Origin of the sequence: Echinicola jeungdonensis (assembly GCF_030409905.1) — a bacterium.
GTDB classification, from domain to species: domain Bacteria; phylum Bacteroidota; class Bacteroidia; order Cytophagales; family Cyclobacteriaceae; genus Echinicola; species Echinicola jeungdonensis.
Window position 1 is genome coordinate 1,538,139 of record NZ_JAUFQT010000001.1, and the last position, 22,495, is coordinate 1,560,633.

Consider the following 22,495-nt stretch of genomic DNA (forward strand, 5'->3'; position numbering starts at 1 on the left):
TTTTTGGTGTAATGTTTAATTTTCTTCTAAAGTTTCTTTCCTTCGCTTTCTTTCCAGCCTCTTGGCTATTATTATCCCTGTTTCATACAAGACCAATATGGGCATGGCTATCAATATCTGGCTGATCACATCCGGAGGGGTGATCACCGCAGAAAGAACCAGAATAGTAACAATTGCATGCCTTCTGTAGGCTTTGAGCATAGCAGAATTGACCAAACCAGATCTGGAAAGGAAGTAAATTACCACGGGCAATTGGAACATTACCGCTGAGGCAAGCACCAACATGCTCAAGGTAGAAATATAAGAAGTAATGTCAAATTCGTTAGAAATAGACATATCCAAACGGTAATTGGACAGGAAATTAATGGATAAGGGCGCTAATAGGAAATATCCAAAAGCCGCCCCCATAAAGAACAGCAAGCTCACAAAGAATACAGCTCCTGACGCTGCTTTCCTTTCCTGATCATACAGCCCGGGACTGATAAACCTCCAAACTTCCCAAAACACATAGGGAAAGGCAACAATTACCCCCACTACCAAACTAGAAGTCATGTGCATGGAAAATTGCCCGGTCATCTGCCGGCTTTGGAGGATAAAAGGAAGCTCATCAATGCATAATGCCGGAAGGTCAAAATAGGCTGATAATTTGCAAAACATCCGGTAAGTGAAGAAATCCACCCTTGATGGCCCCAAAATCACCTTCCCAAAGACCAGATTTTTGGCCAAAAAAGCCAAAACTGAAAATATCATCACTGCTGCAATGGACCGGAGCAAATGCCAACGCAACTGCTCCAAATGGTCCAGAAAAGACATCCCTTCTTCCTCTTCTTCCCGATATTGATCTAATGCCACTTCATTTAATTTTTAATACAATGGAAACTGAACCATCCACTCATTGACTTCATTTTTGATGGAGGCCAGGGCAGATTCATCCTCATGATTCATCAAGGTCCTGTCAATCAGTTCCACAATCTTTTTCATATCATCCTCCTTCAAGCCTCTGGTGGTGATGGCTGCAGTACCAATACGCATTCCAGAGGTTACAAATGGTGAACGGGTATCAAAAGGAACCATATTTTTATTGATGGTAATGTCTACTTTTCCTAGGGTTTCCTCTGCCACCTTTCCGGAAAGGTCTTTGTTCCTAAGATCTATCAACATCAAATGGTTGTCGGTACCACCTGAAATCAACTTATATCCCTTTTCCACAAAAGCTTCTGCCATTACAGCTGCATTTTTCTTTACCTGAAGTACATATTCCATATATTCGTCAGACAAAGCTTCCTGAAAAGCAATCGCTTTTGCCGCAATGATATGTTCTAATGGCCCACCTTGCATACCTGGGAAAACTGCAGAATCCAACAAACTGGACATTTTTCTCAACTGTCCTTTTGGAGTTTTAATTCCAAATGGATTATCAAAGTCGCCCCTCATCATGATCAGTCCCCCACGGGTACCTCTTAGGGTCTTGTGGGTGGTAGTAGTAACGATATGGCAATATTCCAACGGATCCCTCAGCAAGCCTCTAGCAATCAAACCCGCAGGGTGAGCAATATCAGCCAGCAAAAGGGCTCCTACTTCATCTGCAATCTCCCTGAACCTCTCATAATCCCAGTCCCGGCTATAGGCAGATGCACCGCAAATGATCAGCTTTGGTTGAACTTCTTTTGCTTTTTCAGCCACTTTATCCATGTTCACCACGCCGGTTTCTTCATCTACCCCGTAAAAATGAGGCTTATAATTTTTTCCGGAAAAGTTTACTGGAGATCCATGGGTCAGGTGACCACCATGCGAAAGATCAAAACCCAAAATAGCATCACCTGGTTTTAGGCAGGCTAAAAATACCGCTGCATTGGCCTGGGCTCCTGAGTGGGGCTGTACATTGGCCCAAGTGGCACCAAATAATTCTTTGGCTCGATCAATGGCAATTTGCTCTATTTCATCAACTACTTCACAACCTCCGTAATATCTTTTTGTGGGAAGGCCTTCTGCATATTTGTTGGTCAATACGCTACCGGCTGCTTCCATTACCTGTTTGCTGGTAAAATTCTCAGAGGCGATCAACTCGATACCTCTTTTCTGACGATCTTCCTCTTTTTGTATAAGGTCAAATACTACCTGGTCTCTTTTCATTTATATTGTATTGATTTTTTGGTCTTTGCAGATGGCCACTTTTTGTTCAACTATTTCCCAATACCATTGATTCAACTGGGAGCAGGTTGAATTTTGAATGCCCAAAATTAGTTCTAATCAATGTATTATCCAATTGATTAAGAAATTGCTTGCTTCAAAACCGCAGAATCCCATTCCTTTACAATTATATTCCCTTCATTTGAGATATGGATAAGGAATATATAATAATGAATTTTTAAAATTTAATATTGGAAAGATCAAACCTAGGCCATTTTCAGAATTACAAATCCAAAAATATTGGGCATCCGACCTTGCATAGGTCGAATTGCTGGAGGAATTAGGATTATCTTTAACCATCACCAAATTATCATTCCTCCCTTATATCTTTTATTTTTGCGTCATGATTGATTTTAATTACTCACCCAAAACGTATTTTGATGGAACGGGACCATCCGCCTTAATCGCCAAACTTTCCTATCCTGAAAGCCAATGGGGTGAAGAAATCAGTATTTATGCAGCAACACTAGATGGGGAAATATTCTACGAGGTGGTAGATTTTTATGGAAATGAATTCAAAACCAACCCTGAAAAATCAAGCAAACCTTTAACCTTACAAAACTTAATATTTTTAATTGAAACCCTGGAGGTAATTGATTTAAAAAACAAAGGGGATGTGAATCTTACCATTTCCGGTATACCGGAAGCAAAAAGTAATCTTTATCCGCAATTGGGGGATTATTTTGATGAAAAAAGAAAAAACTTTGGAATGTTATAATTAAATATCCCAAATGGTGGATGTCTCCTCCTCGACCTCATGGGATTGAAGCCAGTATTTATAAGTTTCAAACTCAATGCAGTCATGAAGCTCCATACCCCTATAGGTCATTTTTTTAATACTGGAAACAGGCAAAAAACTTCTTAGATCATTGGCTTGATCCAAAGTAAGCTGGGACAATTGGATCATTTGTTTATTATCAATTAGAATGGGAACAAGTTTATTCATGGTAGGGCAATTTGGTACTTATTCAAATTAAACAAATCAGTTTCAAATTATTGATATCAAGCAAATTACGTTTATGTTAATTAACTACACAAAAAACAGACCAGAACTTTGGAAAAAAGTCAAGCTAATACATTATTTTTTCCTGCCGCCAATGATTATCCCTCATAGTTCCTTCCAAATTCTTTAATAAGCCAAAAATAACCAGCAAATTTGTCTTGATTTAAAATTTGAAGGATTTCCCCTCCACAATATGACCAACCTTGTCCTAGTAATTCTATGTTTGATCATAGGCATATTGCTTCAGCACGTTAAAGACATGCCTGAAAATGCTCCCAAAGCCCTCAATACTTACCTAATTTATATTGTATTGCCTGCTTTGGCCTTGATGCATATTCCCAATATGGACTTAAACCCCCATTTATTGCTTCCTGTAATATCTGCCTGGATTAGCTTTGGGCTTTCCTGGTTAATTTTTGGATGGTTGGGCAGAAACTTTTCTTGGGAAAAATCCACCACAGGTTGTCTAGTCATTGTCTCCGGGCTTGCCAACACTTCCTTTATAGGTTTCCCTGTTATTGAGGCTCTTTTTGGAGGAGAAGGACTAAAAATAGCCTTGCTTATTGATCAAGCAGGTTCATTTATTATTGTAAGCAGCATTGCCATTATTGTTGCTTCCTTGTTCGGCCATGAAAGAAAAAGGAAACGTGATGTCACAAAAAAAATCCTGACCTTCCCTCCATTCCTGTTTTTTATCCTTGCCCTGGTCATGAATTTTTTCCAAATGGAATTTCAAGGAATGCCCCACGAAATCCTGGAAAGTTTTGCGGTGACTTTGACCCCTGTGGCACTGATTTCTGTAGGATTACAGGTGAAAATCAACGCGTCCACACTATCCTACCGCTATTTATGGTATGGGTTAGGATACAAATTGATTTTAATTCCGGGGTTTATTTTCCTGGTTTTCAGGTTCCTTTTTGACCCCAACGATCTTCTTTACAAAGTAAGTGTCATGGAGGCAGCCATGGCTCCCATGATTACTGGTTCGGTCATTGCCATCAACCACGACCTGAACCCCAAACTGGCCTCTTTACTTGTAGGAATAGGAATACCATTATCCTTTATCACCTTATTGGCCTGGTATGCTCTTTTGGCTTAAAATTATATTAGTACCTTTTATTCAGAGCCGCCGGATTTGGCAGTATCCGAGGAAGATTTGGATTTTGTACCAAAAGCCCCTTTGAAAAGATTCTTCACTTCATCTACTGCTTTATCTTTTGCTTTATCGACCACCTTCTCAGCTTCTTTTTTAGCACTGTCTTTTGCCACCTCTGCCTTTTGCTTCAATTCTTGTTTGACACTGTCTTCCCTTGCCTTGAATTGTTCGGTAAGTTCCTCTTTGATTTTTTCTTTTTCATCACCTGCCTTGGCTTTAAGCGTATTGGTCAGAAGAGACTCCATGCTGCTTTCCCCTGCCAAACTGATTTTTGGCTTTTGGTAGGTTCCACCCAAGTTGAAAGCCACAGGAATCATGGTTTCTTCATCAGCAGAGGTTCCTTCTAAATTGGAAAGAATATTATTGGCTGTACTTCCAAATTTTTTGGCAGGCACTTCCATATGCACCAAATAATTGATACTGCCATCAAAACCTGTGCTTCCCTGAACCTGAGCCTTATAATCCCATAATTTGACATCAAAAGGTTTAACATTCAGCATTCCTTCTTTGATCTCTGCGGTCAGGTTGAGGTTTTTGAATTGCAATGTATTACCCTCTTTTAATTTTGTTAGACTTGTAATACCTTCCACTATTTTGCTTCCCTTTAATGCCGCCTCTGCTACTTTTATAAGTCCCCTTCCATCCAATGAAGATAAAATCGGCATCATATCTTGCCCAAGGATACCGGAAAGCCTAAAATCGGTATTAAATTCCCCATCCATATTGACTGCCAGGGGCGCAAAGGCCTTGATAATATTAAAAGATTGAAAAGCTTTCTGAATGCTAAGCGACTGCACATTAAAATTCAAATCAAAAAGGGGCGTTTGGATATCTTGGGTATTATAGGAGCCATTGAGGGTCATTTGCCCGCCCAGAGTATTCAAAGCTGCATCCTTAAAAGTCAATATGCCGTCATCCAAAATCAGAACACCTCGTGTGTTGGTGAAAACCAAATTATCATAAAACACCTCATCCGCCTGCACGGTCATGGTAAAATCAATATTTCGGGGCAACTCTATAAGACTCAGTTCTGTGGTATCGGTTTCGGTGGCAGAGCTTTCAGTCATCCATTCATTCACATTAAAATGGGAAGAATTGATGTCCAGATTTCCGCTAAGGGTTCCTTTTTCCTCAAATAGGTAACTCATGTAATTACTAAGACTTCCCTTAGCCTTCACAGGACTTTCCCCTAGCCTTGCATCAAATTCTATCAAATTAACCTGCTCAGGGGAGAAATCCCCCAATGCCTTGTTGATCCTCACTCCTTGAGGCAAATCAGCATCTGTATAATAAAAATCAACTAATTCTACTTCCCCACGCGTATCCAATTGTCCATATTGCTTAGCCTCAACCACCTTGTAATTCCCCTTACTATCTATGTCAGCACGTACCTTACCTTCCATGATGACATTTTCCATCGGCAAAATGGTCAAAATTTTCCCTAAATCTGCAGATCCATGGATAACTGCATCCCAATTTAACTGATCAAAATCCTGAATTTTCAGGTTCCCTTCAACTTTTTCCCCCTCCAGTTCAAATCCAAAGGATGAAAGGTCCACCAAAAAATCCTTCATTTGGCCCGAAGAATTTGTAATGCTTGCCTTTCCATGGAGCTGGTCAATGGGGGCTGGGTAATCCTCACTTTTTACATATCCATTGTTCAAACTTATTTTGGCATCAATAGCTGGAATTACTTTGGCTACACTATCATATTTTCCCTTGGCTTTGGCATCGACATCCAACATGCCTTTCATATCCATGCCTTCTAATGGGAAAATAGAGGTAAGCTCTTCCAGATTTAATTGCCCTTTCAGTTGGCCATCCATTTTATAACTCACCAAATCCTCAAGAAGGAACCTGCCAGATATTGGATTGGATCCAACCTGAAGGCTAAATTCCGGAATATTAACCTGGGTGAGATCCAGATTTCCACTGCTGTTTTTAACTTCCAAATCAAGGTTGACATTTTTTACAGGTTGGGGAAGGTCGGGATATTGAAACATTCCTTGCTCCACCCTAAGGTTAATATCAAATTGGGGGATTTGTTTCTCTTGATAAGTCCCCTTGACAAAGCCTCCAAAATCCATTCGACCAGAGGTTTCCAATTCAGCAAAGGACTCAGTAAAAATTCCGGGTACCAATGATAGGATACTTTTGAATTCATTGTCTTTTCCTTCAAAAGTAAAATCCATATTCATTCCCTCATCTGGCATGGCAATAAAGCCGTCAAGCCCAAAAAGAAATTCATTTAACCCAAACTCACCCCTAGCCAGGCCAAATTTCATATTTTTCAAATCCACTTGGATTTCGGTATCAGCGGTGAATTTCTTTTGCGTCAGGTAATTGACATCTTCGTAATCCAGGCGGATAATTTGGGTTTCAACATCTGCCAAAAGATCATAAACATCCAGTGTAAAATCTCCACTTCCCGTCATATCGAAATCCGCCAAAGCCATAAAAAATTTCATCTGACGGTCATCATATATAAAGTTGACATCTTCTACTTCGATAAGATCAATTCCAAGTTTAAATGCAGAAGGCTCCTCGGGAATTTCTTCCTTTCCATCAGATACGGCAATGTCATAATTGGCCGTACCATCCTCTAAAACTTTGATATAAACGTTCCCTCCTTTGAGATGCAGCCCGGTTAATTCCGGATATTCATTAAATATTACTGACCAAAGGTTTAGATCCACTTGAAATTGATCCACACTAAGTAGTGTATCCTGTTCAAAAGGGGCATTTCCACTAATCCCGAAATCAGCCACAGTTGCAGAAATGGAAGGGAACCGCTTAAAGGAACTTAGGCTAACTTTATCTAAGTCATAATGGACCTTTGCATTAACGGATTTATCAATTTCCTGATCAATCCGAGCGACGATCTTGTCTTTAAAAATAATGGGGACAGTAAATAAAATAATGATAAAAATAGCCAATACAGCTAACAAGATGGATAGGAGTCTTTTCATAACTGATTTAGTTTATATTCCCGACCAGGCCTAATTTGGCCACATTGATAAAAATTGTCGGGTGGAAATTTACAAAATTTACTTCGACAAGTTAAAATTTTCCTTTAACAATATCGAATGACTCCACGCAGGCAAAAAAATATTTTCTTTTTGCTTTCCCCAGCTGAGGAAAGCTCAAACTGACATTAGTTTAAAATGGTAATCTATATTCTCCTGCTTTTGTTGGGAGATTTGTTTTCTCAAATGATAAAAGGCTTCCAATAAAGGTGCATTTTCCAATTTTCCAGCATCAATGGCTTTAAAACCTACTAATTCAATAAGCTTTTTTACCTTTAATTTATCCTCCCCCGGGTCACCACAAAAATAGGTCTCCTTCACCAATTCCAAGGGATCTGAATTAGGGTAATCCAAACCCAAATTATTAAATGCTTTAAACAGCTTTTTATATCCTGTAGTTTTTTGAATATAGCAGGTATTGCAGCCCAATTCAGGCTTATATTGCCCATTGGTGCAGTCAATTATTATCTTTCCGCTATCCTTATACTGTTCCAGGCACTCACATACCAAGGGTAAAAATTCATTTTCACAGCAAACCAACACCATATCAGCCTTTTCCATGGCTTGACAATAGCCAAAAACTTTGTCCTCCTGCATTTTTAGGATTTTCCACTCTATTTGCTTAGGAGCAAATTCTTCTCTCACTCCGAACACCACTCCTAAACCACGGGATAGATATTTATTCCCCAAGGTTGTTGAAAGTTTTGTTCCTCCAATTATTCCTAATGTCATTTCGTTTATTTATAATTTTTTACAAGAATATACCAATAAACTTAACTACAGAAGTTTCAATTTCTGAAATCAGGATTATAAGAAAATAAAACGAATGGGTGATTATTGTCAGTTAAGTTTACCTCCCCTACAATCAACTGAAAATTAGGAAATTATAATACATTAACCAAAATTTCGCTGATGTATTATTTAAACGAAACTTTTATAGCATTATTGTAAATGCAAACATCTAATTTTTGAACATAAAATGTATTGGCTTATTTAGGCTTCCATGCCTTATTAATTTCTTGATAAAGCCCCTTAAAAACATGAGGATTGGAAGCAATAATTTCCCTGCCAAATATATAGTCCTGCCCATTCTTAAAATCAGTCACTTTACCTCCTGCTTCCTGAACAATGATCGCCCCACCTGCAACATCATAAGAGTTAAGATTATATTCGAAATATCCATCCACCCGGCCACAAGCTACATAACACAAATCAACAGCTGCGCTTCCCAACCTTCTCAATCCATGGGTCTGTTTCATCAAACTTTTGAGAATATCCAAATAGTCATCGACTTTTTCGAAATTATTGTAGGGAAATCCGGTGGCAATCAAGCTGTCCCCAAGGTTTTCAGCACCACTAACTCTGATGGGGGTATCGTTGCAAAATGCTCCCCCTCCTTTTGTCGCATAAAAGCATTCGCTTCTATTTACTTCATAAACTACGCCGAGGATTACTTCCTCCTCTTTCTGGAGGGCAATGCTTACTGAAAACACTGGGATACCGTGAACAAAATTAGTGGTACCATCCAGAGGATCCACAATCCAATTGTATTTTTCTTTTTGGAAGTTTTTTGTTCCCTCCTCTGTGATAAACCCCGCTTCTGGCAATATTTTGGTCAAACAGGAAACTATCATCTTCTCAGCTTCTTTGTCCACATAAGAGACCATATCATTGAAGCCTTTATGTTCCACATCCTGCAGGTCAAAATTATGTCTTTCCCGTCTGATAAAACCACCTGCTTGTTTGGCAACGTCTATTGTTTTACTTAAAATCTCCTTCAAATCCATTTTATATTTTTCCCGATACAGTAAGTACTATTTCTCCCTTTATGGGATTATTTTCGTAATAACTGATTAATTCCTTAATTGTTCCTCTCACATTTTCCTCATAGATTTTTGTCAATTCTCTGGAAACACAAGCTACCCGATCTTCCCCAAAAGCTTCCTGAAATTGAGTCAATGTTTTTAATAAACGATAAGGAGATTCGTAAAAAACCATGGTACGGCTCTCCCCTTTTAACTGTTCAATCCGGGTTTTTCTCCCTTTTTTGTGAGGCAGAAAGCCCTCAAAAACAAACCGGTCATTTGGCAGGGCTGAATTTACCAATGCCGGCACAAAAGCGGTCGCACCAGGAAGGCAATTCACATCCCATCCTGCCTCCCGGACTGCCCTGACAAGCAAAAAACCAGGGTCAGAAATGGCAGGTGTTCCTGCATCGCTCACCAGGGCAAATTGCTCACCAGCCTCCATTCGCTGAAGCAGTTTTTCTACCGCCTTATGCTCATTAAAAATATGGTAACTCTGCAAGGGCTTTTGGATTTCAAGATGCTTAAGCAATTTTCCCGATGTTCGGGTGTCTTCAGCCAAAATCACATCCACGGATTGCAAAACCTCTATAGCCCTTAACGTAATGTCCTTCAAATTCCCTATGGGTGTAGGAACAAGAAAAAGGGGAATACGTCTTTCTTCGACCATTTTTAAATCTTATCAATGGCCTCCGCCAATTTACGGTCCTTTTCGGTTACTACATTTCCCTTATCATGAGTGGTCAATTCAATATGCACCTTGTTGTACACATTTTTCCAGTCAGGGTGATGTCCATGTGCCTCGGCCAAAAATGCTACCCTACACATGAAGCCAAAAGCCTCCTGGAAATCTGCAAATTCAAAAGTTTTGCTCAGTTTATTGTTTTTTTCTTCCCACATAACAGTTTTGAGTTAAAGTGAAATGATACCTTCTATTTTGGAAGCCTCATCATAAATGTTAAGAATGGAATCACTATCTGGCATCATGGCTTTGATAGTAACACTTACATAGGTTCCCTTGGCCGACTCCTTCAATTTAATATCATTATTAGGCAGCAAGGCTGCCACTTCGTCTTCTTTTCCATTTGGAACAATAAATTTAAACATATAAAGGGTCGGAAAAGAGGATTGCTCCTCCAGTTTTTGTTTAAACGCTTCCCTGTCAAATATTTTGTTCATAATGCTTCAATTTAACTCTTTAACATGATAGATAAAAAATTTAATCCAGAAACAAAAAAACCCACCCTCCTAGGAGAATGGGTTTCTTTTTAGCAAACTTTTTATTAAAAGAATTTATACCTATAATCTTTAACATCCGCTAGTTCCTCCACTGCCATCATGATCATATAGGCCGCCCTTTGGGAAGAAGTATTTTCCAATTGGTTTTGGTATCTGGTATAATCTGCAATTTCAGGGGCAGGGGTCATTGAATTTAATTTGGCTACAATCACACCTGTTTCTTCCTGGATAGGAGGGGTCATTTCTCCTGGTTCTTGAAGTCCGAAAATGGCTCCAATCGCCTTGGGAGCAAAACCAACGCCGGGAATTGTATTGGAATTTAATTTAAGATCCGGAGTGCTGCCCAGAGAGGCAAATTCAGGGTATACCTCCTTCATCGCTTCAAGGCTTTCCTTACCTTCCAAATTTTCTTTTATCTTGGCTGCTTTTTTCTCCTTTCTAACTTCTGCTAAAACCTGACTTCGGACCTGATCAAGGGAAGCATCTCCTTCTTTGGTTTTTGACTTTAAGGTAGCCACAACATAGGCATTGTCCAATTCAAAAACTTCTGAAACTTCGCCTACAGAAGCTTCTGCAAAAGCCCAACGCACAACTTGACGAGCACCGGATAAATTATTAAGGTTTCGGGCATTGGGGGATAATCCATTGGCACTCATTACCCGATAGCCATCCTCCTCCGCATTGTCCTTAAATTCTTGGGAATTTCCTGAATTTGCTGCGAAATAATCAGCATTACGGAACACTTCATTTCTAGTTTCCTCACTTGGACCTAGCTGAAGTTCAAGCGTGGCCAATTTAACAGAACTAGTCTGAGGCAATTCGGTTACTTTAATAATGTGGTAGCCATATTCAGTTTCCACTATTTCATCCATTAAGCCAGTAGACTTGGCAGCAAAAGTTGCATCGGCAAATTCTTCCACAAAATCCGCTTTGGCAAACCAACCCAAGTCTCCACCTCTTCGGGCGGTTCCATCCTGACCATATTGTTGAGCTGCGGCAGCAAAGTTGCCAGTTTCCTTGATTTCATTGAGTATATCCTGGGCTTGCTGTTTTACCGCTTCCTTTTCTGCACCTTCCATACCCTCTGTGCTCAATAGGATATGGCTGGCCCTCATTCTAGGGGTCCCGTCAAACCTATCAGTCACCTTATAGGCTACATAAGAAGAACGGTCTGTAATATACGGGCCATATACTTTTCCTTCCTCCGGAAATTCTACATTAGAACTTAGGGTATTGGGAAGCATATCCCCTGGACGATAAGTTCTAAATGGGGTTGAAATTTGGGAGTTTCTTAATACAAAGAGTGAATCATTATTGGTTGATTTCAGATCAGCAACCAACCGGTTCATATCTTGAACCACTGCAGCTGTATCTTCACCGCTAGGATGCAGGTTAAACTGCACATAATCGATATCTCTTGCATTGGAAACTTCAAACCTGTCAGAATGCTCTTTGAGGTAAGCCTTCAATTCCGAATCTGAAATATTAACAGCTGAATCAGAAATGACATAATAAGGCACAAATAGGTGCTGTACATCTGCTACGGCATTTTCCATTTTATGCTGCAACTTGGCTTCCTCAGAATTAGCAAAAGAGGATGAAGCCAAAAGATTGTCATATTTAATTCTCAAACGGGAATCTGCAAAAACCTTTTCCTGTTGGGCCCAGGCAGCTCTTTGTTGAGGACTGGCATTTTCAAGAGATTGCAAAAAAGCAATCAACTGTTGCCTGTCAAATTCTCCTGTTTCAGGGTTGGTTAGTTGTTGGCGCAATTCTGCAACAATATTTTTGCCCTGAACCATATCCACCAATTCGGCATCGGAAATTATCATTCCCAACTCTTGATATTGTTCAGTAAAAACTTTTTCGACCATCAGCGCTTGCCAAGCTTGCTCACGAATACTGTAAAGCTGGTTTTCGGAAGGATTCCTTCCAGTATTGCGCTGATAATTTTGCTTGATCTGTTCTACACGGTTGACATATTCCTCATAGGAAATTTCTTCCCCATTGATTTCCCCAACAACGGTATCCTGACCGCCCAATAACATGGAATTGGGACCCAATAGGTCACCGCCCACTAGGAAAAGGATCAACCCTACTGCAATTACACCTATTGCAAGACCTGTTCTCTGTCTGATTTCTTTTATTAATGCCATTCTTCTATTTTTTGAAGTGACGCAAAATAATTACATCTAGCGGTAAATTCAAAATATTATCGCTTCCAATAAATTACTTAATGCGAAGTATTATGTATTGATTTTTAATTTTACGGTATCTATGCGGTGGGCTTGTTTGGATACAATGGTAAAAGTAAAGGGGCCATATACCGCTGTTTCTCCTTTATGGGGAATATTTTCAGTTATAGAAAGGATAAACCCGGACAAAGTGTCAAAATCTCCAGTAGGAAGGTTCCAATCGTATTTTTCGTTCAAATAATCTATTTCATGCCTGGCACTGAGCAAATATTCATTTTCAGACAATTGCTGTTCAATCAGGTCATCACTGTCATATTCGTCTTCAATTTCCCCAAAAATTTCTTCAATAATATCCTCCATGCTGACGATCCCGCTGGTTCCGCCAAACTCATCCACCACCAAGGCCAAACTTTTTCTTTCTGATATAAACTGAACCAGCAATTCATTGACCAGGGCAGTTTCTGGAACAATGATAATTGGGGTAAGGATGTCCTGGATGTTTTTGGGTTTTTTGAATAATTCCAGATGATGGCAATACCCGATTACATCATCAATATTTTCCTTATAAACTATTATCTTGGAATGACCACTTTCTGTAAATGTATTTTTAAGGTCCAGGATGGAATCCTCTACATCTACAGCTACAATATCAGTTCGGGGCACCATGCATTCCCGAACACGGATGGTTTTAAATTCCACAGCATTGTCAAATATCTTAGTATCCAAATCCGTACTATCCTCTCCCTCGGTTTCCAAATGGTTTTGGATAAAACTGTTCAGGTCGGTGATTTTAAAAACGGGTTTATCCTCGCTGTAATCCAAGCGTAATATTTTTGTAATAAACACCCTGGAAAGACCAACGACCAGCCAAACCACTGGATACATCAGATAGTATATCAATAAAAAAGGAAGTGAAAAGAAGCTGAGAAGATTATTGGGGTTAAGCATGAAAATACTCTTGGGGATAAACTCAGCCGTTATCAGTACAATTATGGTGGACAGGATGGTCTGGATTATTAAAACAGAAGCCTGATGATCCAAGCCATCAGGCAGATAATAAACAATACTGGGCTCCAAAAGGTAAGCCATAAAAATACCATATACCACCAGGGAGATCGTATTGCCCATAAGGGTGGTACCAATAAATTGTCCAGGGTTTTTCACGAATCTGGAAAGGATTCTCCCAGTAAGGGTGCCTTGCTTGTTTTGCAGCTCAATATGCAACTTATTGGCTGAAACAAAGGCAATTTCCAGACCGGAAAAAAGTGCCGAAAACAATAAGGTAATCAGCACAATGACCAAATATTGATATTCCATTACTTCCTTTTTTTCTTCTGGGCAGAATTGCTTTTCCTTGCTTCTTGTTCCATGTTTTTGTTTTTTCGGTATTTAAACCAAAATAACAATACCACAGCAAACATGAAAATCGGATAACTGAAGGTAATTCCTTGTGTAATCGTCATATGGGTCCCGATGATCACCAACGCAGCTGATAATGAAAGCAATATGACATCTTTTAATTTCATAACTTATTCTTCTCCGGGCAATGGAATTTTGCTTCTTTCGATTTTATGGAATGTATATTCATTAAATTGCTGATCTGCTTCCATGCCCGTTCCATTAATGATGGTTCCGTCTTGCCTTTGCACGGTAACAAATTTTTCAGTAAAGATAATGTCCTTGTTGGGGTCCCAAAATAACTCCTCAGAATTCAATTTTTGATCCTTGATGATATTGTGCACCTCCACATCACCCTCTCCCATATACAGGTTATTTTTGCGATCATAAAACCCTCGGTCGGCACGAATGGTTGTACTCAATTCTCCATTTTTTTCAAAAAAATCTATGGAAATACCTTCAGGGAATTCAATATCCCCATTGGGAAATTCCAGCTGTTTATCTCCTGTCAATATGGTTCTAACTTTGGCTGAGTCACTATGGTAAAGTTCCATATTTGTGGTGATCCTTATGGGGCCTTCATAATTTTCCAGTTGACTAAGGTCCACATTTTCCCGGCAGGAAATCAGCAAAAAGAGGGCTAATATTAATTGTGGAATTGATTTCATTGCATTTAATTACCATAACGTATTATTCATTAACCAGTTTTCAATAAAAAAGGCGGTATGGGAACCGCCTTTTTCACTGGGAGGACAAATGCCCCTATTAATCTCTAGTACGTAAGGTTACAGATTGGCCTATCCAACATCCGGTGTTAATGGTCTGACCTACTTGGTATCCTTCGGTAAACAATTCTTCTTTGGAAGGAAATCTTGATTTGGCATTTGCCATTCCTTGGTTATCACCAGCTTTGACAAATGCTTCATAAGCGGCAATAAAGATTGAATAATCTTTTACCCGGCTTTGACCACCTCTACATTCATTGGAAGATCCCATATATAAGCTACCTATAAATGACCACGCATCTGAGGTTCTTTCGGAATCTAATTCTGCAGCTTTCAATGCAGATTGTCTGGCTGAAGATTTTTGTCCCAAATTGGCTTGTGCTTTGGCAAGATCATATTGAACTTCCGCTTTTTGCTTGTTGTTTTCTGCCAAAGTAAGGGCTCTTTCAAACATCTCAACTGCTTTTGCAAATTCTTTGCTTTGCAAGTATCTCAATCCCCTAACCTGAGAAGTGGAGAATGTAGGACTATCATTATCCACTACCTCCAAGGCCTTAGTAAATACAGGGGAGGAGGTACATTTATATTGAACGGCATACTGGAAAATCTGCTTTGCCAATTTTACATTGTTAGGATCTGCTTTCAGTTTTGGGCCCATTTTATTTTCGATAAAATCACAATCGATGATTTCCATGGCAACTAAGATCTGATCCAAAGTAGCTTTTGAGGTACTTACATCATTTCCTGCTTCTTCAGCTTTTTCCAGAGAAGAATATTGTTTCTCATAAATATTTAAAATTTCCTCAGGAGTATAAGCTTTGTTATAAGCAAAATTTCTGTAAACCAAATCAAAATAGGCAGGTACCAAGCCAGGAGACAGCTTTCCATGATGCTCCATTGCAGTTTCAAAATAACCTGCAGCATCACCTACTTTGTCCTTATTAGACTTATAGTATTTATATGCATAGTAGGCTTTATTCTCAATCCATTTTGCCTCGTTATTGTATTTTTCATTACGAAGGTCGTAAATAGTCATAACGGAATCCTGATATACACTGGCTTTTTCCTCATCAGTAGTTTTTTTGGCAGCTCCATCATATACTTCTACCCCATTGATATAAATGGCTTCATTCAGATCAGGAGCATTTACCAATAACCAATGTAAAGGCTTTGTGGCCGCAATATACTGTTCTGCTTTTCTATAATCATTATAGGCAGCATTATATTCCCTTGCCTTGGCCTCAAGTTTAGGATCTTCCGGCCAATTCCAATTATCTTGGGCTTGCACTAAACCCACCATTACAAATGATAATAACCCTATTAATGCAATTTTAGTTTTCATACTATATCTAATAATTATTCAAATACTTTTTGATAAAACCAACTGTTGTCATTGATGGAAAAACCCATGGAAACTTTGAGGTAATTTTCCCGAATATGGCCCTCTTCTGTATTACCTCTTCTCCCAACTTTTACCGCCAAATTCAACAGTGATAAACTGTTTACAGGAACTGATGCTCCAAAATTAATGCCAATATCGTTTATCTTATTTTCTCCTATCAAATAAGGAGTTTGTTCAAATTCCACTCCAGCGCGATAAGTAATTCGTTGAAAGACGCTTTCTATGGAATAAATATCTGGAGTAAACTCCCCCCCAAGGCCAATCTTAAAGGATTGGCCTAAATCGTCATTTTCTCCCTCAAAGGACTTGAATTTCGTAAAATCCTGATGCTGAGCTTCCAGACCGATCGCAAATTTATTAATTTTTTCGTAAGTTATACCATAACCTAACTTATTAGGCAAATAAATCTGTCCGCTATTATCATTATATAATAATTGCCCTTCCGAATCAGGATCATCTGCATCTCCGGAATTTGCTACTTTTGCAAATTTACTTCCGCTTATATCACCAAACGACTGATAGATCCCGCCGAAGTTTAACCTGCTGGATTTGGATAAAGGTAAGGCATAATGCACTCCCCCTTTAAATGAAACATCTCCTAAATTAAGCCTTTCGTAATACTCTGATCCAATACCTGTGGGCACCCCATCCTCATCCAATAAAGTCAGTTCTTGGGAGCGTACTGTAGAGCCAAATACATAAGAACCTTGAAAACCTAAATTAAAGTTATCGAAAAGTTCGAAGCCCGTAGAAAGGTACACTTCACTGATTCCGCCATCTCCTTCAATCCGACTCAAAGCATTATAATCTGAATTGACTACAGGGTTTTCATAAAGGTGGGCATAATCCACTTTGCTGATTTGATTGAGCCCTAACCCAATGGTCCACTTTCTGGGTTGTACCGGAAAGGACATAGCTACATAACTCAACCCCCCTCCATCAATATCGGCAGATTGATTGCCGGTATTGGCATTGATTCTTTTGTAATTAAAAGCAGCCTGAAAATTAAAAACATTATTTTTGACAGACAGGGCAGGGTTAACATGGTTAACCGACCATGCAGTTCCATAACTGATACCCATCCCCCCCATGGCCTGGTTGGTGGTCAGTCCGGAATTGTTTATCTCTCCAATACCAATAGAGCTGTAGGTCGAGGAATTGGACTGTCCAAGAACCTGATGATGAAATATGAAAAAGGCGAATAATACGCCCAATAAATGCAATCTAGTTTTTATCAACATTATAAATTAAAATTCTATTCAGTCCATACAGGACCAAATTGGGGATTACAAATATGTAGTCTTTTGTTAAGCTTTCAAAGAATTTAGCGTCACCTCCACAGATATATACCCTAAGATCCTTGTAACTGCTTTGATACTCTTTAATGATTCCTTCCAATTCCTGTTTTGTCCCATGATATACACCACTTTTCAAACAACTCAAGGTATCCCCGCCTATCAATTCTGGAGAAAGCTCCTCCGTGGAAATGGAGGCCAATGGCAATTTGGCCGTTTGTTGGTGCATAGCCAATAGCCGCATTTGGAGCCCAGGGGAAATTCCACCTCCAAGGTAATTATCCTTTGGATCAACAAACTCATAGGTTATGCAGGTTCCCAGATCAATCCCTAACACCGGACCCTTTCCGGCCAGGGCCCATGCCCCTACCGCAGCCGCAACACGGTCCAGCCCTAAAGTCTGGGGACTTTGATAGTTATTTTTGATGGGTAAACTTGTTTGGAAATCCAAAAAGAGAAAATCAAATTGGAAAACATCCTTCAACTCTCCTTTGTCCCATTTCACTGAACTCATGATAGCATTATCAAATTTTTCTTTCTGGACAAATGAGGCCACCTGGCCCAAGTTGCCAAAATCTTCCTCCCATAAGACCTCTTGGCCTGAAAACAGAGCTGTTTTGGTCCTTGTATTTCCAATATCAATAATTAAATTCCTCAAATTGTCGTTTTATTCAGGAGCTTGAATTAATTTGAATTCGGCTATCGGCACTTAAAGCCCCAAATTTGGCCCTAAATTAGTGAAATTAAAAAGTGGATATAAATCCCTTCCTTTAAAATTATATTTAACTCGAGTATTTTAACAAAATTTAACCCTATGACCAGCCCCGGTATATTTCATCTTGTTGGCTTGATGTCAGGAACTTCTGGAGATGGCCTTGATATGGCATATTGCAGATTTGAATTTAATGGCCAATGGAAATATGAAATTATCAGAGCTGAAACAGAAGCTTTTCCAAATGATTTAGGCAAAAAACTACAGAATGCTCCCAACTTTTCAGGCCTTCAGTTAAGTTTGTTGGACAGGGAGTTTGGCAACTGGATGGGTCAAGCTGTTAAAAAGTTTTGTCAAAAATTCCAGTTAAATGCAGATGCTATAGCCTCCCATGGACATACTGTTTTTCACCAACCTGAAAAAAAATTCACCCTGCAGATCGGAAATGGTTGGAGCTTGTCAAGGGCTAGTGGAATGCCAGTTATTTGTGATTTTAGAAGCCTGGACATCCAGTTAGGGGGACAAGGGGCTCCATTAGCCCCAATTGGAGACCATTATCTTTTTCCCAAATATGATTTTTGCCTCAACTTGGGGGGAATTGCCAACATTTCCATGATGAAAGAAAACCAGCGGATTGCTTTTGACATATCTCCATTTAATTTATTACTCAATTATTTGGCCGAAAAAAAAGGAATGCCCTATGATGACCAGGGAAAACTTGCCAGGAACGGGATGGTTGATCCGGAATTACTCAATGCCCTGAACCACCTTTCTTATTATGAACAAAAAGGAGCGAAATCCCTGGGTAGGGAAGATCTGGAAAAGGACTTTTTACCATTAATCAAAAATATGGATGCTTCTCCTGAAAATATTTCTGCCACTTTAGTGGAACATTACAGCATTCAAATTAGCAAATCCATAAAGGAATATTCCCTCAAAAAAGAACAACAGGTTTTAGTCAGTGGGGGAGGGGCTTATCACACTTATTTTATTGAAAAATTACAGCATAGACTGGGAAAGGATATAAAAGTAGTGGTTCCTGAAAAGAGCATTATTGATTATAAGGAGGCATTGATATTTGCCTTTTTGGGGGTATTGAGAATGAGAAATGAAGTCAATACTTTTAAATCAGTGACAGGAGCCTCTCAAAATAGCTGCGGAGGACTATTATTTGACGCAAATAAATAAAGCAGCGTTTTTTTTAGCCTTTTTTTATCCAAATCACATGTTTCATATAGAATTCGGTGTCAAATTAAGCATCAATCAGTATTTTTTATATTTTTGTACCACCACATAAAACCCTACAATAAATTAATGAATGAACTGCTAAAGAAGTTTGAAAACAAGCAGCCAGAAATTGTGTTTGAATGGAAGGATAGTGAGTCTGAAGCGGAAGGCTGGGTTGTGATCAACTCATTGAGAGGGGGAGCTGCAGGGGGAGGGACCCGGATGAGGAAGGGTTTGGACAGAAGAGAAGTCGAGTCTTTGGCCAAAACCATGGAGGTGAAGTTCACCATTTCCGGTCCTCCAATAGGCGGGGCAAAATCCGGAATCAATTTTGATCCAAATGACCCAAGAAAAAAAGCCGTCTTAAAAAGATGGTACAAAGCAGTCCTGCCTTTGTTAAAGTACTACTATGGCACGGGTGGAGATTTTAATGTGGATGAAATTCATGAAGTTATTCCCATTACTGAATCCTATGGTCTTTGGCACCCCCAAGAAGGGATTGTCAATGGACATTTCCACGCCACAGAACCCCAAAAAATCCGAAAAATCGGGCAACTTAGACAAGGGGTAAGAAAAGTTTTGGAAGACCCTCTTTTTACTCCGGTTGGATCCCAAAAATTCACCGTTGCTGATATGATTACCGGGTATGGAGTGGCTGAATCTGTCCGGCATTATTACCAGTTTTGGGGTGGTCGCCTCAAGGGGAAAAAGGCCATCATCCAAGGTTGGGGTAATGTTGGTGCCTCCGCGGCCTTTTACCTGGCATTGAAAGGGGTGAAAATAGTTGGCATAATTGACCGGAATGGTGGACTTACTAAAGCCAGTGGGTTCAACTTTGAGGAGATTAAGCCCTTATTTATCCACAGCAAAGGCCATCAACTGTTTTCAGACCACCTGGTTCCTTTTGAGGAAATCAACGAGCGCATTTGGGATATGGAACATGATATTTTCATCCCGGCAGCAGCATCCCGGCTGATCAATCATGCACAAATGGAAAGGTTGATCAAAGCTGGATTGGAAGTGGTCTCCTGTGGAGCCAATATCCCATTTGCTGATCCAGAAATATTTTATGGCCCAACCACTCAATTTGTTGATGAACGGGTGGCCCTCATTCCGGATTTTATTGCCAATTGCGGAATGGCCAGGGTTTTCACCTATTTGATGTCCAACCAAGCCGCTCATACGGATCGGGCCATTTTCAATGATGTCAGCAATACCATCCGGAAAGCATTAAAAAACACCCATCAAAGAAATTCCGGGCCAACCAAAATTGCCCGGTCTTCCTTTGAGATCGCGCTAGAATTGCTGACCTGAAGATCAGTACCCACCCTGAATTGAAAAGATTAACAAAAAATTAATTCATGTTAGCTTTCTCAATTTATTTTGGTTGGATTCAAGCAATTCAGTAGTTTAGGGATTCCAAATCCTACAAGCTACTTTTTTTTCCTAAAAAGGAAAAAGAATCATCTAAAAACTTGAAAAACAATTCAATTTCATTTTAATGAAACATATATTAATTGTATTTGGAGTCATTTTGGGAACTGTATTATTTACAGGAACCCCACAATCTTTGGCCCAAGAAAACCCCGAACCCACTCGAACCGAACACCACAGCACTGTAGATCATGATCAACCTGATCCTTCCCAAGCCTCTTCTGATGATCACCAGGGAGGTGTGCAGGCTCAAGCGCATGGGGAAGAACATGGAGAAGCCCCCCTTTGGCTGGTCATCCCTTTTGTTGCCCTTCTTTTGATGATTGCCACAGGACCATTATTTTATGAAGATTTTTGGCATCACAATTATCCGAAAATCGCCATTATCTTGGCCGTTATGGTGGTCTTATACTATTTATTTGTCCTTCATAATGTGCATGCACCTGTTCATGCCATGGCAGAATATGTTCAATTTATAGCCTTGCTATCCTCCCTATATATTGCATCTGGGGGAATACTAATTCAAATTGACAAGAAATCAACACCATTGGCCAATGTGGCCCTTCTACTGATCGGTGCAGCCATAGCCAACCTGATAGGTACAACAGGGGCTTCCATGCTTTTGATCAGACCTTTTATCCGGTTAAACAAAAACAACATTCAACCCTACCATATTATCTTCTTCATCTTTATGGTAAGTAATGTGGGAGGTTCACTGACACCCATTGGGGATCCCCCATTATTCCTTGGCTTCCTCAAAGGCATTCCATTCTTTTGGACATTGGAACATAACTGGCCGGCTTGGTTGATGGCCTTGGTTATCCTAGCAGGAGTTTTCTATTTTATCGACAAAAAATTAGGGAAAGCCAATGACAGTGGCATCATAGAAGAACCCGTATATTCCAATAAATTCGGCTTGGTTGGATCTAAAAATTTCCTCTGGCTTCTAGTCGTTATCATATCCGTATTCCTGGATCCCAATGTCATCGAATGGGTACCGGCTATCCATTATGATGGACAAAAATTTTCATTCCTCAGGGAAATCATCATGTTTTCTGTAGCCTTTTTCTCTTATAAGTTCGCAGACAGTAAAGCTATTAAAGGAAATGAATTCAATTTTGAACCAATCAGGGAGGTAGCTTTTATCTTTATTGGAATTTTTGGTACCATGATGCCAGCATTAGAGTTGGTAGGAAATTTTGCAAAATCTCCTGAAGGCTCTGCCCTCATTACCGCAAATACCCTTTATTGGGGAACAGGAATGCTTTCCGGTTTTTTGGATAACGCACCTACCTATTTGAATTTCCTGGCTGCGGCAATGGCCTCAAAAGGGGCAACAATAAGTAATGTTGCCATGGTCAAAGATTTTGCTGCCAATGGTTATGCAAATTCTGCCTTCCAACTAATGGCCATTTCTATCGCAGCGGTTTTCTTTGGAGCCATGACTTATATCGGTAACGGACCTAACTTTATGGTTAAATCCATTGCTGAGCAAAGCGGAATTAAAATGCCCTCCTTCTTTGGTTATATTATCCGTTATTCCATTCCAATTTTGCTGCCAGTACTGATACTTACCTGGCTAATATTCTTTGCGTTTGAATGAAATATTTAATCAATCATAAAAAAGGCATGGTTTCAATGAAACCATGCCTTTTTTTTTGATCTTAAAATTCAAATAAGCCCTGAAT

The 22,495-nt window shown here is 39.6% G+C and carries 21 protein-coding genes; 5 read left to right on the plus strand and 16 right to left on the minus strand.

Annotation, left to right across the window (positions count from 1 at the left end):
• Positions 1-15: 15 nt before the first annotated feature.
• A complete protein-coding gene (gene tatC / locus QWY93_RS06480) occupies positions 16-852 on the minus strand; it encodes a twin-arginine translocase subunit TatC (RefSeq protein ID WP_290247356.1) in 837 nt (278 codons plus the stop codon).
• Positions 853-864: 12 nt separating this feature from the next.
• Positions 865-2,133, minus strand: coding sequence for a serine hydroxymethyltransferase (gene glyA / locus QWY93_RS06485; RefSeq protein ID WP_290247357.1), 1,269 nt, complete (start codon positions 2,131-2,133; stop codon positions 865-867).
• Positions 2,134-2,533: 400 nt separating this feature from the next.
• Here glyA and QWY93_RS06490 point away from each other — a divergent pair, with 400 nt between their 5' ends.
• The gene (locus QWY93_RS06490; RefSeq protein ID WP_290247358.1) at positions 2,534-2,908 is read left to right on the plus strand and encodes a UDP-glucuronosyltransferase; all 375 of its coding nucleotides are present in this window, start codon (positions 2,534-2,536) and stop codon (positions 2,906-2,908) included.
• Here the strand turns inward: QWY93_RS06490 and QWY93_RS06495 are convergent, their stop codons facing one another.
• Positions 2,909-3,136 carry a hypothetical protein gene (locus QWY93_RS06495; RefSeq protein ID WP_290247359.1) on the minus strand — a complete coding sequence of 76 codons (228 nt, stop codon included), beginning with the start codon at positions 3,134-3,136 and terminating at the stop codon, positions 2,909-2,911.
• A 250-nt stretch (positions 3,137-3,386) separates the two neighbouring features.
• On the opposite strand from QWY93_RS06495, the gene QWY93_RS06500 reads away from it, so the two are divergent.
• Positions 3,387-4,292, plus strand: coding sequence for an AEC family transporter (locus QWY93_RS06500; RefSeq protein ID WP_290247360.1), 906 nt, complete (start codon positions 3,387-3,389; stop codon positions 4,290-4,292).
• Between the two features lie 17 nt (positions 4,293-4,309).
• On the opposite strand, the gene QWY93_RS06505 is transcribed toward QWY93_RS06500, so the two are convergent.
• The 13 genes from QWY93_RS06505 to QWY93_RS06565 all read right to left on the minus strand — a co-directional run bounded on the left by QWY93_RS06505 (position 4,310) and on the right by QWY93_RS06565 (position 18,092).
• Positions 4,310-7,318, minus strand: a complete 3,009-nt coding sequence (locus QWY93_RS06505) for an AsmA-like C-terminal region-containing protein (protein ID WP_290247361.1) — start codon at positions 7,316-7,318, stop codon at positions 4,310-4,312.
• A gap of 174 nt (positions 7,319-7,492) precedes the next feature.
• Positions 7,493-8,107, minus strand: a complete 615-nt coding sequence (locus tag QWY93_RS06510) for an NADPH-dependent F420 reductase (protein WP_290247362.1) — start codon at positions 8,105-8,107, stop codon at positions 7,493-7,495.
• Positions 8,108-8,364: 257 nt separating this feature from the next.
• Positions 8,365-9,162, minus strand: coding sequence for an inositol monophosphatase family protein (locus QWY93_RS06515; RefSeq protein WP_290247363.1), 798 nt, complete (start codon positions 9,160-9,162; stop codon positions 8,365-8,367).
• Position 9,163: 1 nt separating this feature from the next.
• On the minus strand, positions 9,164-9,850 hold the full coding sequence (gene rsmI / locus QWY93_RS06520) for a 16S rRNA (cytidine(1402)-2'-O)-methyltransferase (RefSeq protein ID WP_290247364.1): 687 nt from the start codon (positions 9,848-9,850) through the stop codon (positions 9,164-9,166).
• 2 nt (positions 9,851-9,852) lie between these two features.
• Complete coding sequence (locus QWY93_RS06525) at positions 9,853-10,080, minus strand: 4a-hydroxytetrahydrobiopterin dehydratase (RefSeq protein WP_290247365.1); 228 nt, start codon at positions 10,078-10,080, stop codon at positions 9,853-9,855.
• 12 nt (positions 10,081-10,092) lie between these two features.
• Positions 10,093-10,359 (minus strand): DUF493 family protein, encoded by a 267-nt coding sequence (locus QWY93_RS06530; protein ID WP_290247366.1) that lies wholly within the window; start codon positions 10,357-10,359, stop codon positions 10,093-10,095.
• A 104-nt stretch (positions 10,360-10,463) separates the two neighbouring features.
• Positions 10,464-12,575 carry a peptidylprolyl isomerase gene (locus QWY93_RS06535; RefSeq protein WP_290247367.1) on the minus strand — a complete coding sequence of 704 codons (2,112 nt, stop codon included), beginning with the start codon at positions 12,573-12,575 and terminating at the stop codon, positions 10,464-10,466.
• 90 nt (positions 12,576-12,665) lie between these two features.
• Entirely contained in the window at positions 12,666-13,931 is a 1,266-nt protein-coding gene (locus QWY93_RS06540) for a hemolysin family protein (RefSeq protein WP_290247368.1), read from the minus strand.
• Complete coding sequence (locus QWY93_RS06545) at positions 13,931-14,140, minus strand: hypothetical protein (protein WP_290247369.1); 210 nt, start codon at positions 14,138-14,140, stop codon at positions 13,931-13,933. Before QWY93_RS06545 ends, QWY93_RS06540 begins: the two co-directional genes overlap by 1 nt.
• A 3-nt stretch (positions 14,141-14,143) precedes the next feature.
• Positions 14,144-14,680, minus strand: a complete 537-nt coding sequence (gene lptC, locus QWY93_RS06550; protein ID WP_290247370.1) for an LPS export ABC transporter periplasmic protein LptC — start codon at positions 14,678-14,680, stop codon at positions 14,144-14,146.
• 97 nt (positions 14,681-14,777) lie between these two features.
• The gene (locus QWY93_RS06555; RefSeq protein WP_290247371.1) at positions 14,778-16,079 is read right to left on the minus strand and encodes a tetratricopeptide repeat protein; all 1,302 of its coding nucleotides are present in this window, start codon (positions 16,077-16,079) and stop codon (positions 14,778-14,780) included.
• A gap of 14 nt (positions 16,080-16,093) precedes the next feature.
• Complete coding sequence (gene bamG / locus QWY93_RS06560) at positions 16,094-17,380, minus strand: BamG family beta-barrel-assembly machinery protein (protein WP_290247372.1); 1,287 nt, start codon at positions 17,378-17,380, stop codon at positions 16,094-16,096.
• Positions 17,364-18,092, minus strand: coding sequence for a type III pantothenate kinase (locus QWY93_RS06565; protein WP_290247373.1), 729 nt, complete (start codon positions 18,090-18,092; stop codon positions 17,364-17,366). Before QWY93_RS06565 ends, bamG begins: the two co-directional genes overlap by 17 nt.
• A gap of 156 nt (positions 18,093-18,248) precedes the next feature.
• On the opposite strand from QWY93_RS06565, the gene QWY93_RS06570 reads away from it, so the two are divergent.
• The 3 genes from QWY93_RS06570 to QWY93_RS06580 all read left to right on the plus strand — a co-directional run bounded on the left by QWY93_RS06570 (position 18,249) and on the right by QWY93_RS06580 (position 22,410).
• Positions 18,249-19,334 carry an anhydro-N-acetylmuramic acid kinase gene (locus tag QWY93_RS06570; protein ID WP_290247374.1) on the plus strand — a complete coding sequence of 362 codons (1,086 nt, stop codon included), beginning with the start codon at positions 18,249-18,251 and terminating at the stop codon, positions 19,332-19,334.
• 126 nt (positions 19,335-19,460) lie between these two features.
• Entirely contained in the window at positions 19,461-20,687 is a 1,227-nt protein-coding gene (locus tag QWY93_RS06575; protein WP_290247375.1) for a Glu/Leu/Phe/Val dehydrogenase dimerization domain-containing protein, read from the plus strand.
• Between the two features lie 187 nt (positions 20,688-20,874).
• Entirely contained in the window at positions 20,875-22,410 is a 1,536-nt protein-coding gene (locus tag QWY93_RS06580; protein ID WP_290247376.1) for a sodium:proton antiporter, read from the plus strand.
• Positions 22,411-22,495 lie beyond the last annotated feature (85 nt).

Excerpts from the sequence above, each read along its gene's own strand:
- glyA (WP_290247357.1), bottom strand. The coding sequence starts at position 2,133 with ATGAAAAGAGACCAGGTAGTATTTGACCTTATACAAAAAGAGGAAGAT.
- QWY93_RS06490 (WP_290247358.1), top strand. The coding sequence starts at position 2,534 with ATGATTGATTTTAATTACTCACCCAAAACGTATTTTGATGGAACGGGA.
- QWY93_RS06495 (WP_290247359.1), bottom strand. The coding sequence starts at position 3,136 with ATGAATAAACTTGTTCCCATTCTAATTGATAATAAACAAATGATCCAA.
- QWY93_RS06500 (WP_290247360.1), top strand. The coding sequence starts at position 3,387 with ATGACCAACCTTGTCCTAGTAATTCTATGTTTGATCATAGGCATATTG.
- QWY93_RS06505 (WP_290247361.1), bottom strand. The coding sequence starts at position 7,318 with ATGAAAAGACTCCTATCCATCTTGTTAGCTGTATTGGCTATTTTTATC.
- QWY93_RS06510 (WP_290247362.1), bottom strand. The coding sequence starts at position 8,107 with ATGACATTAGGAATAATTGGAGGAACAAAACTTTCAACAACCTTGGGG.
- QWY93_RS06515 (WP_290247363.1), bottom strand. The coding sequence starts at position 9,162 with ATGGATTTGAAGGAGATTTTAAGTAAAACAATAGACGTTGCCAAACAA.
- rsmI (WP_290247364.1), bottom strand. The coding sequence starts at position 9,850 with ATGGTCGAAGAAAGACGTATTCCCCTTTTTCTTGTTCCTACACCCATA.
- QWY93_RS06525 (WP_290247365.1), bottom strand. The coding sequence starts at position 10,080 with ATGTGGGAAGAAAAAAACAATAAACTGAGCAAAACTTTTGAATTTGCA.
- QWY93_RS06530 (WP_290247366.1), bottom strand. The coding sequence starts at position 10,359 with ATGAACAAAATATTTGACAGGGAAGCGTTTAAACAAAAACTGGAGGAG.
- QWY93_RS06535 (WP_290247367.1), bottom strand. The coding sequence starts at position 12,575 with ATGGCATTAATAAAAGAAATCAGACAGAGAACAGGTCTTGCAATAGGT.
- QWY93_RS06540 (WP_290247368.1), bottom strand. The coding sequence starts at position 13,931 with ATGGAATATCAATATTTGGTCATTGTGCTGATTACCTTATTGTTTTCG.
- QWY93_RS06545 (WP_290247369.1), bottom strand. The coding sequence starts at position 14,140 with ATGAAATTAAAAGATGTCATATTGCTTTCATTATCAGCTGCGTTGGTG.
- lptC (WP_290247370.1), bottom strand. The coding sequence starts at position 14,680 with ATGAAATCAATTCCACAATTAATATTAGCCCTCTTTTTGCTGATTTCC.
- QWY93_RS06555 (WP_290247371.1), bottom strand. The coding sequence starts at position 16,079 with ATGAAAACTAAAATTGCATTAATAGGGTTATTATCATTTGTAATGGTG.
- bamG (WP_290247372.1), bottom strand. The coding sequence starts at position 17,380 with ATGTTGATAAAAACTAGATTGCATTTATTGGGCGTATTATTCGCCTTT.
- QWY93_RS06570 (WP_290247374.1), top strand. The coding sequence starts at position 18,249 with ATGACCAGCCCCGGTATATTTCATCTTGTTGGCTTGATGTCAGGAACT.
- QWY93_RS06575 (WP_290247375.1), top strand. The coding sequence starts at position 19,461 with ATGAATGAACTGCTAAAGAAGTTTGAAAACAAGCAGCCAGAAATTGTG.
- QWY93_RS06580 (WP_290247376.1), top strand. The coding sequence starts at position 20,875 with ATGAAACATATATTAATTGTATTTGGAGTCATTTTGGGAACTGTATTA.